The 14,227-nt window shown below is 68.0% G+C and carries 16 protein-coding genes and 1 pseudogene; 8 read left to right on the top strand and 9 right to left on the bottom strand.

Annotation, left to right across the window (positions count from 1 at the left end; translation table 11 throughout):
• Both MRAB57_RS09160 and MRAB57_RS09155 read right to left on the bottom strand, forming a co-directional pair.
• Entirely contained in the window at positions 1 to 459 is a 459-nt protein-coding gene (locus MRAB57_RS09160) for a nucleoside deaminase (RefSeq protein ID WP_077090493.1), read from the bottom strand.
• Positions 459 to 980, bottom strand: coding sequence for a tRNA adenosine deaminase-associated protein (locus MRAB57_RS09155; protein WP_077087281.1), 522 nt, complete (start codon positions 978 to 980; stop codon positions 459 to 461). Before MRAB57_RS09155 ends, MRAB57_RS09160 begins: the two co-directional genes overlap by 1 nt.
• Positions 981 to 1,110: 130 nt before the next feature.
• On the opposite strand from MRAB57_RS09155, the gene MRAB57_RS09150 reads away from it, so the two are divergent.
• On the top strand, positions 1,111 to 2,055 hold the full coding sequence (locus MRAB57_RS09150) for a prephenate dehydrogenase (protein ID WP_245835884.1): 945 nt from the start codon (positions 1,111 to 1,113) through the stop codon (positions 2,053 to 2,055).
• On the opposite strand, the gene MRAB57_RS09145 is transcribed toward MRAB57_RS09150, so the two are convergent.
• Genes MRAB57_RS09145 through MRAB57_RS09125 form a run of 5 tightly spaced genes read right to left on the bottom strand, consistent with a single transcriptional unit; the run spans position 2,018 to position 6,098 of the window.
• On the bottom strand, positions 2,018 to 2,614 hold the full coding sequence (locus MRAB57_RS09145; RefSeq protein ID WP_077087279.1) for a putative glycolipid-binding domain-containing protein: 597 nt from the start codon (positions 2,612 to 2,614) through the stop codon (positions 2,018 to 2,020). The two genes, MRAB57_RS09150 and MRAB57_RS09145, sit on opposite strands and share 38 nt — an antisense overlap.
• A gap of 4 nt (positions 2,615 to 2,618) precedes the next feature.
• Positions 2,619 to 3,362 (bottom strand): ABC transporter permease, encoded by a 744-nt coding sequence (locus tag MRAB57_RS09140; RefSeq protein WP_077087278.1) that lies wholly within the window; start codon positions 3,360 to 3,362, stop codon positions 2,619 to 2,621.
• On the bottom strand, positions 3,359 to 4,048 hold the full coding sequence (locus MRAB57_RS09135) for an ABC transporter permease (protein WP_077087277.1): 690 nt from the start codon (positions 4,046 to 4,048) through the stop codon (positions 3,359 to 3,361). The genes MRAB57_RS09140 and MRAB57_RS09135 overlap by 4 nt, the downstream gene beginning before the upstream one ends.
• Positions 4,049 to 4,050: 2 nt before the next feature.
• Entirely contained in the window at positions 4,051 to 5,154 is a 1,104-nt protein-coding gene (locus tag MRAB57_RS09130) for an ABC transporter ATP-binding protein (RefSeq protein ID WP_077087276.1), read from the bottom strand.
• A complete protein-coding gene (locus tag MRAB57_RS09125; protein ID WP_077087275.1) occupies positions 5,151 to 6,098 on the bottom strand; it encodes an ABC transporter substrate-binding protein in 948 nt (315 codons plus the stop codon). The genes MRAB57_RS09130 and MRAB57_RS09125 overlap by 4 nt, the downstream gene beginning before the upstream one ends.
• A 111-nt stretch (positions 6,099 to 6,209) precedes the next feature.
• Between MRAB57_RS09125 and MRAB57_RS09120 the strand changes: the two genes are divergently transcribed.
• Entirely contained in the window at positions 6,210 to 6,566 is a 357-nt protein-coding gene (locus MRAB57_RS09120) for a LapA family protein (protein ID WP_077087274.1), read from the top strand.
• Here MRAB57_RS09120 and MRAB57_RS09115 read toward each other — a convergent pair.
• Positions 6,563 to 7,609: a phosphotransferase family protein gene (locus MRAB57_RS09115; protein WP_077087273.1), complete on the bottom strand. Its 1,047-nt coding sequence runs from the start codon at positions 7,607 to 7,609 to the stop codon at positions 6,563 to 6,565. The genes MRAB57_RS09120 and MRAB57_RS09115 overlap by 4 nt on opposite strands.
• 9 nt (positions 7,610 to 7,618) lie before the next feature.
• On the bottom strand, positions 7,619 to 8,227 hold the full coding sequence (locus MRAB57_RS09110) for a histidine phosphatase family protein (protein WP_077087272.1): 609 nt from the start codon (positions 8,225 to 8,227) through the stop codon (positions 7,619 to 7,621).
• Between the two features lie 128 nt (positions 8,228 to 8,355).
• On the opposite strand from MRAB57_RS09110, the pseudogene MRAB57_RS29130 reads away from it, so the two are divergent.
• From MRAB57_RS29130 to MRAB57_RS09080, 6 genes and pseudogenes are all read left to right on the top strand, one after another.
• Positions 8,356 to 9,000: pseudogene (locus MRAB57_RS29130) on the top strand (class I SAM-dependent methyltransferase); the annotation flags it as partial.
• Positions 9,001 to 9,459: 459 nt separating this feature from the next.
• Positions 9,460 to 10,515: a phosphotransferase family protein gene (locus MRAB57_RS09100; protein ID WP_077087271.1), complete on the top strand. Its 1,056-nt coding sequence runs from the start codon at positions 9,460 to 9,462 to the stop codon at positions 10,513 to 10,515.
• Between the two features lies 1 nt (position 10,516).
• Positions 10,517 to 11,275 (top strand): SDR family NAD(P)-dependent oxidoreductase, encoded by a 759-nt coding sequence (locus tag MRAB57_RS09095; RefSeq protein WP_077087270.1) that lies wholly within the window; start codon positions 10,517 to 10,519, stop codon positions 11,273 to 11,275.
• A gap of 16 nt (positions 11,276 to 11,291) precedes the next feature.
• Positions 11,292 to 12,599, top strand: a complete 1,308-nt coding sequence (locus MRAB57_RS09090) for an acyl-CoA dehydrogenase family protein (RefSeq protein WP_077087269.1) — start codon at positions 11,292 to 11,294, stop codon at positions 12,597 to 12,599.
• Positions 12,596 to 13,207 (top strand): TetR/AcrR family transcriptional regulator, encoded by a 612-nt coding sequence (locus MRAB57_RS09085; protein ID WP_077087268.1) that lies wholly within the window; start codon positions 12,596 to 12,598, stop codon positions 13,205 to 13,207. Before MRAB57_RS09090 ends, MRAB57_RS09085 begins: the two co-directional genes overlap by 4 nt.
• Positions 13,207 to 14,175 (top strand): NADPH:quinone oxidoreductase family protein, encoded by a 969-nt coding sequence (locus tag MRAB57_RS09080; protein WP_077087267.1) that lies wholly within the window; start codon positions 13,207 to 13,209, stop codon positions 14,173 to 14,175. Before MRAB57_RS09085 ends, MRAB57_RS09080 begins: the two co-directional genes overlap by 1 nt.
• Positions 14,176 to 14,227 lie beyond the last annotated feature (52 nt).

The following is a 14,227-nucleotide window of genomic DNA, read 5'->3' as shown; positions in this document are numbered from 1 at the left end:
TCACCCCAATCGCTGGCGGGCGAAGAACTCCTCCAGTGGCGCTGCACACTCTTGCGCGAGGACGCCGCCGCGCACCTGCGGGCGATGGTTGAGCCGACGGTCGCGGACGACGTCCCAGAGCGAACCGACCGCTCCGGTCTTGGGCTCCCAAGCGCCGAACACCAGCCGCTCGATGCGCGCCATCACCAACGCGCCCGCGCACATGGTGCACGGCTCGACGGTGACAGCCAGCGTCGCTCCCTCCAAACGCCACCCGTCACCGAGCACGCCGGCCGCCGCGCGGATCGCCAGGATCTCCGCGTGCGCGGTCGGATCATGAAGCGCCTCACGGGCATTCACCGCCCTGGCGAGTTCGGTTCCGTCCGGGCCGACGACCACCGCGCCGATCGGGACGTCGCGTGGACCCGCCGCCGCGGCAGCCTCTAGCGCCGCACGAATCAGATCTTCGTCGGTGGCGATCACCGACCGAGACGGTCGATCACCGCCGACAGCTGGTCGGCAAAGCCCATCTCCCTGGCGATGCGGCCCAGCTGCTCGTCGGCATAGAGGTCGGTCTCGTCGAGGATCACACCCAGCACCGCCTCGGGCAGCCCGATATCGGAAAGCAGCCCCAGGTCGCCCTCCTCGAACGGCTCGGAATCCTCGAGGTCGTCGGGATCGATGTCGGCGTCCAGGTTGTCGAGGACCTCGGCGGCGATGTCGTAGTCCAGCGCGGCGGTGGCGTCGGAGAGCAGCAGCCGGGTTCCCGAGGGCGCCGGGCGCACGATCACGAAGAATTCGTCGTCGACGTCGAGGAGTCCGAAGACCGCGCCCGCGCTACGCAGTTCACGCAGTTCCGTCTCGGCGGCGCTCAGACTGGTCAGCGACTTGGCTGCCATCACCGAGCAGCGCCATTGGCCCTCTTCTCGAACCACCGCGACGCCAAAACCGTCCGGCGCGTCCGAGGCCGGGCCCTGCGCTGAGGCCCGTTGTGCTCCCATGGGCGCCTACGCTAGTCGCTGACCAGGCCGCTTGACCAGATAAGGCCCGACCGGCGCGCCACCTGACGGCGCCGTATCGGTCGACCTGTGCCAACCTTGCACTGTGGCTCGGACAGCGACAAGAACGCCAGTGTGTGTCCTCGGTCTGGGGCTCATCGGCGGCTCGATCATGCGGGCGGCCGCGGCCGCCGGCCGGGAAGTGTTCGGCTACAACCGATCGGTCGAGGGCGCGCAGGGCGCCGTCGCCGACGGGTTCGACGCCACCACCGACCTCACCGCGACGCTGACCCGGGCCGCCGATACCGGCGCCTTGATCGTGCTGGCGGTGCCGATGCCCGCGCTGCCCAACATGCTCGCCCACGTCAGCGAATTGGCTCCCAACTGCCCGTTGACCGACGTCACCAGCGTCAAAACCGCGGTGCTCGACGAGGTTACGGCGGCCGGTCTGCAGGAACGCTTCGTCGGCGGCCACCCGATGACCGGCACCGAAAACTCGGGCTGGTCTGCCGGGCACGCCGGATTGTTCACGATGGCCCCGTGGGTGGTCAGCGTCGACGACCACGTCGACCCGGTGGTGTGGTCGATGGTGACGACGCTGGCGCTGGACTGCGGCTCGGTGGTGGTGCCGGCCCGCTCCGACGAGCACGACGCGGCCGCGGCCGCCATCTCCCACCTGCCGCACCTGCTCGCCGAGGCGCTGGCGGTCACCGCCGCCGAAGTCCCACTGGCCTTCGCGCTGGCCGCGGGCTCCTTCCGCGACGGCACCCGGGTCGCCGGCAGCGCCCCCGACCTGGTCCGGGCCATGTGCGAGGGCAATTCCGCGCAGCTGCTGCCCGCCGTCGACCGCATGATCGACCTACTGAGCCGCGCCCGCGACTCGCTGGACTGGGACAACTCCGTCGCCGAGCTGGTCGAGGCGGGCCACGCGGCCCGAACGCGCTACGACCGCTTCCCGCGCTCCGACATCTTTCCCATCGAGATCGGCGCCGAGAAGTGGCGCGAGGAGCTGGCCGCCGCCGGCCGGGCCGGCCGAGTCATCAGATCCGCTCTGCCAATCCGGGATAATCCACAATGAAGCCGTCGGCGTCGACCGTCACGGTGGTGTCGGCGACCGGCGAGCGCAGCTTGATGCTGTCGAGACCGCCCGGGCTGGTGTAGTTCACGATCGCCGCGTCGACCGTCATCTCGGGCACGTTCACGTACACCATCGGCAACGCGATCGAGTCGGCCCGCTCGTGCAGATCGAGGCGACGGATGGGCAGCGCATTGAAGAACGGGCTGAAGACCACGTCCACGTCGAGGGCGCCGTTGAATCCCTCGCGTCGTTCCCCCTGGTGGTCGGTGATCAACCACATGTTTTCCTCGTCCCGGGCGATGGCGAGCTGGCGTTCCCGCTCGGCGAGGGTGACCGTGAGCCCGAATCTCTTCGTGGCGCCACTCTCGTCGGTCTGCACTTCATAGAAGGCGCCGAAGGCCGGGTTAGTGGCGGTAGCCGCGGCCACAATGCGGCCATTGGCTCGAATTCGCTTGCCAGACAACTGAACTCGCACCGATTCCATTCTGGAGACGTCCGGTGCGCGCCATGTCAACATCGCCGGCCAAACGGGCTGGGTCGGATCAGTAGGGGCGTTCACCCTTCTACCGTAGGGCGTGTCCACCGGCGGCGGCAGCTTTGTCGGCAAGTGCGGCGGGCGTCACGTCGCCCCGCCGCCCTGGCCTGCGCAGTCGCCCGGTGCCCGGCACCGACATCCAGACCGCCAGCGCCAGCAGGGCGTCGAGCACCAGCGCCAGGGCCGCCACCATCAGCGCGCCGACCAGGGCAAGCTGGAATTCGCGCATCTTGATCCCGTCGATCAGGTAGCGGCCCAGCCCGCCCAGACTGGCGTAGGCGGCCACCGTCGCGGTCGCCACCACCTGCAACGTCGCGTTGCGCAGCCCGCCCAGGATCAGCGGCAGCGCGTTGGGCACCTCGACGCGAAGGAGCACCTGGGCCTCCGTCATGCCCATGGCCCGGGCGGCGTCGACCACGGTGGGCTCGACGCTCGCGATGCCCGCGTAGGTGCCGGCCAGCAGCGACGGAACGCCCAGCAGCATCAGGGCCACCAGCGGCGGGCCCATGCCCAGCCCGAAAATCAGCACCATCAGCAGCAACACGCCCAGCGTCGGGAGCGCGCGCAAGCCGTTGACCAGGCCCACCACCAGCAGCGTGCCGCGCCCGGTGTGTCCGATGAGCAGCCCGATCGGGACGGCGACCAGCGCCGACGCCCCGATGGCGAGCGCGGTGTATTCCAGGTGCTGCATGATCCGCGCGGCCAGCCCGACCGGGCCCATCCAGTTGTCGGCGGTCAGCAGATAGGTCACCGCCTGCTGCACGAAGTTCATCGCGCGCCGCCTGCGACGGGGGCCGACGCCGAGCGACGCCGGTCGGTTTTGCGGGCGGCGCGTTCCCACGGCGTGGCCAGCCGCCCGACCACGACGATCGACGCGTCGAGGACGGCGGCAAGCGCCAGCAAGACGATGATGCCCGCGACGATCTGGCCGCTCTTATTGGCCTGATACCCCATGGTGAACCAGGAGCCCAGCCCGCCGATGCCGATCACCGAGCCCACCGCCACCATCGCGATGTTGGTCACCACCACCACGCGCAGTCCCGCGATCAACACCGGAATCGACAGCGGCAGTTCGACTTTGAGCTTCCGCTTGAGCGTCGGGTAGCCGATGGCGGTAGCGGCGTCGCGCACGTGGGCGGGAACGGCATCCAGCGCCTCGAGCACGGCGCGCACTAACAGCGCGGCGGTGTAGGCCGTCAGCGCGACGATGACGTTGGCCTCGTCGAGGATTCGCGTTCCGATGATCGTCGGCAGCGCCACGAACAACGCCAGCGACGGGATGGTGAACACGACGCCGGCGGTCGCCGTCGTAAACCGCCGGGCAATCGGCGCGCGCTGCACCAGCATGCCCAGCGGCACCGAGATCGCCAGCCCGATCAGCACGGGCAGCAGCGCAAGCCGCAAGTGCACCATGGTCAGCCGCCAGGCGACGTCGAGATGCGTCAGCAGGTAGTGCATGGTCAGTCCCGCCGCTCGGCCTGCACGGCGGCCAGGACGTCGTCGGCCAGCACGCCGCCGATCACCCTGCCGTCGCGGTCGACCGCGATGCCGACGAACGACGGGGAGGACAGCGCCGCGTCGAGTGCCTGGCTGAGGTTGCCGCCCGGACGCAGCTGCGAGCCGACGGCGCTGATGCTTTCGGCCAGCGGCGTGCCACCGCGGTGGCGTCGCACCCCGTCGGCATCGATCCAGCCCAGCGGCACGCCGTCGTCGTCGACCACGAGCGTCCAGCCGTCCACAGCAGGTGCACCCGAGCCATCGCCTAAGGCGCCCGCGGCAATTCGGTCGATGTCGCGCAGCGGCAACCCGGCCGCGTCGATGAGTTGAAGCCAGCGGTAGCCGCGGCCGAGGCCGATGAACCTGGCCACGAACTCGTTGGCCGGTCGCGACAGCAGCTGCGCGGGCTCGTCGTACTGCTGCAGCACCCCGCCGCGACCGAACACCGCCACCCGGTCGGCGAGCTTGAGCGCCTCGTCGATATCGTGCGTGACGAAGACGATGGTTTTGTGCAATTCGCTTTGCAGGCGCAGTATTTCGTTCTGCAGCTCGTGGCGGACCACCGGGTCGATCGCCGAAAACGGCTCGTCCATCAACAGAATCGGGGGGTCGGCGGCCAGTGCCCGCGCGACGCCGATGCGCTGTTGTTCGCCGCCGGACAGTTGGGCGGGATACCGGTTGGCGAGTTTGGCGTCCAGGCCGACGCGTTCGAGCACCTCGTAGGCGGCCTTGCGGGCGGCCCGCCGCGGCTGGCCCTTGAGTACCGGCACGGTCGCGACGTTGTCGATCACCCGCTGATGCGGCATCAGCCCGGCATTCTGGATGACGTAACCGATTCCGAGACGCAGCTTTACCGGATCGACGGCGGAAACGTCGGCCCGGTCCACCCGGATGATGCCCGACGTCGGCTCGACCATGCGGTTGATCATGCGCAGCGCCGTGCTCTTGCCGCTGCCCGACGAACCGACGAAGACCGTCAGCTTGCCGTCGGAAACCTCGAGGCTCAGATCGTCGACGGCGGTGTTGCCGCCGGGAAATACCTTACTGACTCGCTCGAAGCTGATCATGGCGCGATGGCGTGATCGAAGCCGTTATCCCGCAACCAGTTCCGTGCTACCTGGCCTGGGTCTTTACCAGAGTTGCCCGCCACCTGAGCGTTGAGCGCCGCCACACCGACAGACGTCAGCTTCGCAGATATCGCGTCCAGCACATCCTTGAGTCGGTCGGACTTCTTCTGCGAATTCACCAGCGGCACAATGTTGCCCGCCAAGAAGTTGTGCTCGGGATCCTCTAATACCACCAAGTGGTTTTGCGGGATGGCCGGCGACGTGCTGAAGACGTTGGCGGCGTTGACCCTTCGCTCCAGCAGCGCGCGCACGGTCACCGCCCCACCACCGTCTTCGATGGCGACGTAGTTGCCCGGGCTGATGGTCAGGCCGTACTTCTGCTTCAGGCCCGGCAGCCCCGACGGGCGGGCCTGGAAGTCCGACGGTGCGCCGAGCTTGATCTCCGCCGAGTGTGCCGCCAGGTCACCGATGGTCTTCAGGTGCCACGCCGCGGCGGTTTCCGCGGTGACGGTGATCGTGTCGGTGTCGGATGCCGGCGACGGCGTCAGGATGGACAGGTCGCCGGGCAGGCGCTTGTAGAGCTCCAGCTCGACGGCATCCAGCATGGTCACTGTCGATTTGGGCTCGAAGTATTGCAGGAGGTTTCCGATGTACTCCGGCACCAAGTCCACGGAATGATCTTTCAACGCGGGGATATACGTCTCGCGGCTGCCTATTCCCATGCGCCGCCCGACGTCAAACCCGTTCACCTCCAATGCCTGTGCGTAGATCTCGGACAGGATCTGCGATTCCGGGAAGTCGCCGGAGCCCACCACGATGGATGTCGTGCTACGGACCTGCTGACCCAGCGGATCGGCGTTGCTGCACGACGCGACCAAGCAGACCGTTGCCACGCACACCGCCGCGGCGACGATCGTGCCGTGCACGCGCCGCGGCATCGTCATATCGCAGACCCTAGTGTCAGAAGCATCCGGACGCCGCGCGATTGCGCAGGCAGAACCGGGTTTACGGCGTTGTTGGTTTCATTCTCTGACGGATGGGGAGAAGATGGAACTATGAGCGGCAAATCCCCTGCCTCACCCACTCCGCCTCCCCCCGTCGGTCCGACAACGAAAGAACCGGCGATCGGGTTCACCCGCGCCGGCGCGTTGTGGTCGGCGTTGATCGCGGGTTTCCTGATCCTGATCCTGTTACTGGTCTTCATTACCCAGAACACGGCCTCGACATCGTTCCAGTTTTTGGGCTGGCGCTGGAGCCTGCCACTGGGCGTGGCCATCCTGCTGGCGGCTGTAGTCGGCGGCCTGCTGACGGTGGCGGTCGGCACCGCGCGAATCATTCAGTTGCGCCGGGTCGCCAAGAGGCAGCACGCGGCGGCGACGTCGATCGACACCGGGATGACCGGGACCGTTTAACCGGGCAGCTTCGCGAGCTCCGCCAGGCCGCGGGAGATCAGCGGCGCCACGACTTCGGGCATGTGTTCGGAGTCTTTGCCCTTGGCCTGATCCGACATCCTCCGGCGGAAATCGATGCCCGCCGCGATGATGGCGAGCTTGAAGTACGCCAGCGCCATGTAGAACTCCCAATGCTCCAGCGACACCCCGGCGGCCAGCGAATAACGATCCGCAAGCTCGTCGGCGGTCGGCAGCAGCGGCGAGGTCCAGGCGGCCTGCGCGTTCACGATCAGGTCCAGCGCGGGGTCGCGGTACACGCACATCAGGGCCGCATCCGACAGCGGGTCCCCCAGCGTCGAGAGCTCCCAGTCGACGACCGCACGCACCCGAGTCGGATCGTCGGCGTCCAGGATCGTGTTGTCGATCCGGTAGTCACCGTGCACGATCGAGACCTTGCTCTGCTGCGGAATCGCTTGGTGCAGACCGGAATGCAGCCGTTCGACGTCGTCGTCGCGGTGGTCGTCGGGCAGCCGCACCAACTCCCATTGCGAACCCCACCGGCGCACCTGGCGTTCCAGATAACCGGTGGGCTTGCCGAAGTCACCCAAGCCGACCGCCTGCGGATCGACGTGGTGCAGATCCACGAGCACCCGGACCAACGAGTTGACGCATTTGTCGATGACGGTGTGGTTGAACGCTTCGAGCTGGGCGCGGCGGCGCACCACCTGCCCGGCAACGAATTCGACGATCTGGAACGGCGCGCCGAGCACCGCGTCGTCCTCGCACAGGGCGATCGCGCGTGCCACCGGGACGGCCGTGTCGTGCAGCGCGGCCACCACCCGGTACTCGCGGGCCATGTCGTGGGCCGACGGGGTCAGCCCGTGCAGCGGCGGGCGGCGCACCAGCCAGTTGGTCTTGTCGTCGTAGACCCGGAACGTCAGATTGGATCGGCCACCGGAAATGAAGTCCCCACGCAATTCGCCGTCGCGCTCGATCCCGAACGAACGCAGATACCGGTCCAGGGCGGGCAGGTCCAGCCCGTCGAGTTGGTCAGCCGAAGTCACCGCACTTGTTTACCATCGCTGGTTGCGCGGTAACAGGTCCCACACGTGTTCGACCCCGTTGACCCCCGAAACGGTTGCCTGACCCGAGCGCGAGTACAGCAGCCGGGTCACCGAGGCGTAGTCGATGGGAAACGACAACAGCCGCTTCGTCCCCAGGATCTCGTGCAGCAGCAGGTTGATCACCCCGCCGTGGCTGAACACCGCGACGGTGTCGTCCGCATCGGCCGAGGCGACGAGATCGTTCAGCGCCGCCAGCACCCGCGCCCGGAACGCGTCTTCGTCGACCGCGCTGGGCAGATGGCCCTGGGCCATCCGCTCCCACTCCTTGGGGTTCTCCGCACGGATCTGCTCGACCGGGATGTACGCCGGCAGGTCGCGGTCGTATTCGGCGAACCGCTCGTCTACCTCCACGGCCAGCTCGCGAGCCGCGGCGACCGGCTGCGCGGTTTGCATCGCGCGCCGCTGCGGGCTGCTGATCACCCGGGAGATCGGAAACCTGGCGAGCGCCTCGGGCAGGCGCGCGATCTGCGCGTTCCCTTCCTCGGAGAGCTCCGGATCCGAACCCTGGCCGTGCTCGGTGCGCATTGGCAACGCGTGGCGGACCAGCAGGACTTGCATGTGTCTCCCAGTGTCTCGGTCGTGAGTGGCGTCGTCGGGCGCGCCGGTTGGCAGTTTCTCATCGCCCACTGCCGCGGCGCGCGGCCGTCTCCTAATCTGCAATGGGGTCTCGACATCAAGGAGGAGGGATGAGCGAGCCGAACCGGGATTGGGACGCCGCCTATCGGGAGGAAGCGCCGCCGCCGTGGAGCATCGGCCGGCCGCAGCCCGAGCTGGCGGAACTGATCGATCAGGGCACGGTCCGTAGCGACGTGCTGGATTCTGGCTGCGGCCATGCCGCGCTGGCGCTGGTTCTCGCCGAGCGTGGCCACACCGTCGTCGGCCTGGACGCCAGCCCCACCGCGATCGAGGCCGCCACCGCGGAAGCCGCCGAACGCGGGCTGACGACGGCGACTTTCGCGCAGGCCGACGTCACCGACTTCGACGGCTATGACGGCCGCTTCTCGACGATCCTGGACAGCGGCCTGTTCCACGCGCTGCCGCCCGAGCGACGACAGGACTATCTTCGGTCGATCTTTCGCGCCGCCGCTCCAGGTGCGTCACTTCACATCCTGGCCTTCGCCGCCGGCGCCCTGGGCGACGGCGGGCCGAGGGGCTTCACCGAAAACGAGTTACGCCAAGAGGTTTCGACGCTGTGGGAAATCGACGAGCTGCGCCCCGCCAAGGTCTACGGCAACTCGAGCGCGCTCGATGCCGACGTGCCGGGCGTCGAACGCGACGACGAGGGCCACTTCATGGCGCCGGGGTTTCTGCTCACCGCACACAAGCCGGAGTTGGCGGCCAAGGTGTTCGACGACGAGAAGGCGCGGCGGCCTGACCCGGCGCCGAGGCGAACCCTGACCATCGTCGCGTGCATCATCTTTGCGATCGCCTCGCTGGGGTTGGCCTTCATGGCGTCGATAGATCTGTATCTGACCGGCTTTCCCGACTCCCACTTCACCGACTACGACAGGGCGGCCAAGGCGCCCAAACGGCTCCTCATGTGGGCGGAGTGGGGCTTCGTCCTGGTCTTCCTGGGCCTGGCCTTCGCGCCGATGCGCACCCGGACGCGCGCGATCCGGTTGATCATCGCCGTGGTCGTCCTGGTCACCGTCGTGGTCGTGCAACGGGTCGGCGTCCCGTGGTATTTCATGACGCATCTCGGTCTCGACAACGGGATCGGCGGCTGAGCGGGCATTCCCGCCGGGCGTGGAGAATGCTATTCTCCGTACGGAGATTGGGGTGTGCGGACAATGACGACTGCTGGCGAAACCCAGCTGGACCAGGGCGTTCTTGGTCGGTGGCTGGATGCGAACGACACTCCGGGTAGCGGGGAAGAACCGAGCCTGGAGCTGCTCAAGGGCGGCTCGCAGAACACGCTGTATCTGATCCAGCGCGGGCCCGAGCGCATGGTGCTGCGAATGCCGGGCGCCCGCGCCGATGCCGCGCGCATCGACGGGCTGCTGCGCGAGATCCGGTTGGTGCGCGCCTTGTCGGGCACCGACGTGCCGCACGCCGAGCTGATCGCCGCCGACGACACCGGCACGGTGCTGGGCCTGCCGTTCTACGTGATGCGGGCGATCGACGGGTGGAGCCCGATGGAGGGCGGCTGGCACGCGCCGTTCGACACCGACCTGGAGGCACGCCGCGGGCTGGCGTTCGAACTCGTCGACGGCGCCGCCAAGCTGGGCCGCGTCGACTGGCGCGGCCAGGGGCTCGAGGGGTTCGGGCGCCCGGACGGATTCCACGAGCGGCAGGTCGATCGCTGGCTGACCTTCCTCGACGCCCACAAGGTCCGCGAACTTCCCGGCCTGGACGAGGCGTCGGAGTGGCTGCGCCGCAATCGGCCCGCGCAGTACCGGCCGGGCATCATGCACGGCGACTACCAGTTCGCCAATGTGATGTTCGCGCACGGTGGTCCGGCCCGGCTGGCCGCGATCGTGGACTGGGAGATGACCACGGTCGGCGATCCGCTACTGGACCTGGCCTGGTGCCTGCTCGGCTACGACGGCGAAAACCCCAGCGAGGATGGGTTTTATCTGGACATGTTGGGTATGCCGACGCGCAGCGAGCTGCTGGAGCACTACGAGAAGGTCAGCGGCCTGTCCACCGAAAACATCGACTACTACCTGGTTTTGGCGAACTGGAAGCTCGGCATCGTGCTGGAGAAGACCTACGCGGCCGGGGTGCGCACCGGCAAGGTCGACCCGCAGATCCAAGACGCCTTCGGGGCGATGATCCCGCGGCTGATCGCCACCGCGGCCGAGCTGGCGCGATCGCTACCTTCCGGACCGCGAGGGGGCCGCTGAAATGGGTTATGCGGATGGTCTTTTCGACCTGACCGACCATGTCATCCTGATCACCGGCGGCAGCCGCGGCCTGGGCCGCGAGATGGCGTTCGCCGCCGCCCGCTGCGGCGCCGACGTGGTGATCGCCAGCCGTAACCTGGACAACTGCGTGTCGACGGCCAACGAGATCGAAGCGCAGACGGGCCGTGCGGCCCTGCCCTATCAGGTGCATGTGGGGCGCTGGGATCAGCTCGACGGCTTGGTCGACGCGACCTACGAACGGTTCGGCAAGATCGACACGTTGATCAACAACGCCGGCATGTCGCCGCTCTACGACAAGCTCAGCAACGTCACCGAGAAGTTGTTCGACGCCGTGCTGAACCTGAACCTCAAGGGGCCCTTCCGGTTATCGGCGTTGGTGGGCGAGCGCATGGTGGCCGCAGGCAGCGGGTCCATCATCAACGTCAGCTCCACCGGGTCGCTGCGCCCCAACGGCGGCATCATTCCCTATGCCGCCGCCAAGGCCGGGCTCAACGCGATGACCGAGGGGCTGGCGCAGGCGTTCGGGCCGACCGTGCGGGTCAACACGCTGATGGCCGGGCCCTTCCTGACCGACGTCAGCAAGGCGTGGGATCTCGGTAACGGCAATAACTTCGGTCACCTGGCGCTGAAGCGCGCCGGCGATCCGCACGAAATCGTCGGCGCCGCACTGTTTTTGGCCTCCAACGCATCCAGCTTTACCACCGGCTCGATCGTGCGCGCCGATGGCGGGATCCCCTGACGAATAGGAGTATCGAATGTCCTGGGACTTCTCCACCGAACCGGAATTCGAAAAGAAGCTCGACTGGATCCGGGGATTCGTGCGCGAGGAAGTGGAACCGCTCGAGGTGCTGTTCCCGGGCTGCGAGTTCCTGCCGCTGAACGACGAGCGACGGCGCATCGTCGATCCGCTCAAGCAGCAGGTTCGCGACAATGGCCTGTGGGCACCGCATTTGGGTCCGGAGCTCGGCGGGCAGGGCTTCGGCGCGGTCAAGCTGACGCTGATCAACGAGATCCTGGGCCGCAGCCCGTGGGCACCGATCGTCTTCGGGACGCAGGCGCCCGACACCGGCAACGCGGAAATCATCGCGCGGTTCGGCACCCAGGACCAAAAGGACCGCTACCTGGCCGGGCTGCTGTCCGGGGAGATCTTCTCCTGCTTCTCGATGACCGAGCCGCAGGGCGGGGCCGACCCGCGGGTCTTCACCACCCGCGCAGTCCGCGACGGTGACGACTGGGTCATCACCGGCCGAAAGTACTTCTCCTCCAATGCTTCCGTCGCATCGTTCTTCATCGTCGTCGCCATCACCGACCCGGACGTCCCGGTCCACACCGGCGCGTCGACATTCCTGATCCCCGCCGGCACCGAGGGCCTGGTCCTGGAGGCCAACCATCACCTGGTGGGCGCGGACCCGCACGAGCCGGGGCACTCGCTGGTGCACTACAACGACGTGCGGGTGCCGGCCGATGCGCTGCTCGGCGAGCCGGGTCAGGGCTTTTTGATCCTGCAGACGCGGCTCGCGGGCGGTCGCCTGCACCACGCGATGCGCGCGATCGGCATGGCGCAGCGCGCGGTCGACATGATGTCGCGGCGCGCGAAAAGCCGGTTCACCCAGGGCAGTCTGCTGGCCGACAAGCAGCTGGTCCAGGAATTCGTCGCCGACTCCTACACCGAGCTGACCCCATTTCGGCTGACGGTGCTGCACGCGGCGTGGCTGATCGACAACGGCGACGAGCGCGCGGCCCGCGCCGAGATCGGCGTCTGCAAGATCCTGGCGTCACAGGTCCTCAAATCCATTGCCCTGCGTGCGATTCAGGTGCACGGCGCGCTGGGGCTCACCGACCAGCTGCCGCTGGTCAACGTGCTGCTCGGCGGGATCGCGCTCGGCCTGGCGGACGGCCCGACCGAGGCGCACAAGGTCAACCTGGCCCGGATGTTGCTCAAGGGTTACGACGCCGAGGACGGCGACTGGCCCAGCGAGATGCTCGACGTGCGCCGCGATGCCGCCCGGGAGAAGTACGGCACGCTGGTGGGTCGCGTTCCGGCGCTTCCTGATTCGCCGTGAGCAATCGAGTCACCGCGGCCGTCGAGCGCGCGCTCGACGATCGCCAGCGGGAGGCCACCGAGGAGGTGGAACGCATTCTGGCGGCGGCGGTGCGGGTGATGGAACGCGTCGCCCCCGAGCCGCCCCGGGTCAGCGACATCGTCGCCGAGGCCGGCTCGTCGAACAAGGCGTTCTACCGGTACTTCGCCGGCAAGGACGAGCTGATCCTGGCCGTGATGGAACGCGGTGTGGCGATCGTCGTGTCCTACCTGCAGCACCAGATGGCCAAGGAGTCCGCGCCGCGGGACAAGATCGCGCGCTGGATCGAGGGCACGCTGGCGCAGGTCGCCGAGCCCGACCTGATCCGGAAGAGCCGCGCCGCGGCCGGTCAGATGTCGGCCGGCACCAATTGGCGTACGGTCGACCAGGAGATGATGTGGCCGCTACGGGATCTGTTAATGGAACCCGTTGCGGCGCTGGGTAGTAGCGATGTGGAGCGCGACGTCGAGGCGGTGTTCTGCTGCACGGCGGCGACGATGCGGCGCTACATGGGTTCGGCGAGCCGACCCGGCTCCGGCGATATCGCACACGTGGTTCGGTTCTGTCTCAACGGTCTGGGAGTCAATTGATGCGCGCTGCTGTCTGTCATGCCTACGGCACTCCGGAAGATCTGGTGATCGAGGACGTCGACCCGCCGGTTCCCGCACCGGGCCAGGTGCTGGTGCGGGTGCACGCCGCGGCGGTCAATTTCCCCGACGTGCTGTTCATTGCGGGCAAGTATCAGGTCAAGATCCCGCCGCCGTTCATACCGGGCAACGAGATCGCCGGCGAGGTGATCGCCGCGGGCGAGGGCGCGCGATTCAGCCCCGGACAGCGCGTCGCCGGTACCACGTTCGGTGCGTTCGCCGAGCAGGCGCTGCTGGACGCGAGCCAGGCCGTGCTCGTGCCCGACGACGCCGACTTCGCCTCGGCCGCGGCCTTCGGCGTGACCTACCGCACCGCGTATTACGCGCTGCGCTCGACCGCCGCTGTCCGAGAAGGTGATTGGGTCGTGGTGCTGGGCGCCGCGGGCGGCGTGGGGCTGGCCGCGGTCGATCTGGCGGTCGCGATGAAGGCCCGGGTCCTGGCGGCGGCGTCGAGCCCGGAGAAGCTCGAGCTGTGCCGGCAGCGGGGCGCCGAGGCCACCGTCGACTACGACCAAGAGGACCTGAAGACCCGCATCCGCGAACTGACCGGCGACGCTGCCCGCGTGGTCCTGGACCCGGTTGGTGGGTCCTACTCGGAGCCCGCCCTGCGCGGGCTCGCGCGCGGTGGAACCTTCGTCACCCTGGGCTATGCGGCGGGCACCATCCCGAAGATCCCGCTCAATCTCGTGATGCTGAAAGATATTCGCGTGCGCGGCATGGAGATCCGCACCTTCGCGACTGACTACCCCGACGAGGCCGTCCGCGACGATGTAGAACTGGCGCGGATGTTCGCCGACGGCATCGTCCGGCCCTACATCGGCGCGCGGTTCCCGTTGGCGGAAACCGCGGCGGCGCTGCGCTATGTGGCCGACCGCAAGGTGCTGGGCAAAGTGGTGATCGACGTCGCGTGATGGCTTACGGCGTCTCGCGTCTCGGCGCCTCGGCAATCTCGGTGCGCCCCGA

This window comes from Mycobacterium rhizamassiliense, from assembly GCF_900157375.1.
GTDB lineage: Bacteria > Actinomycetota > Actinomycetes > Mycobacteriales > Mycobacteriaceae > Mycobacterium > Mycobacterium rhizamassiliense.
Note: the sequence above shows the minus strand (reverse complement) of the source record. Positions and strands in the feature narration are given on the sequence as shown.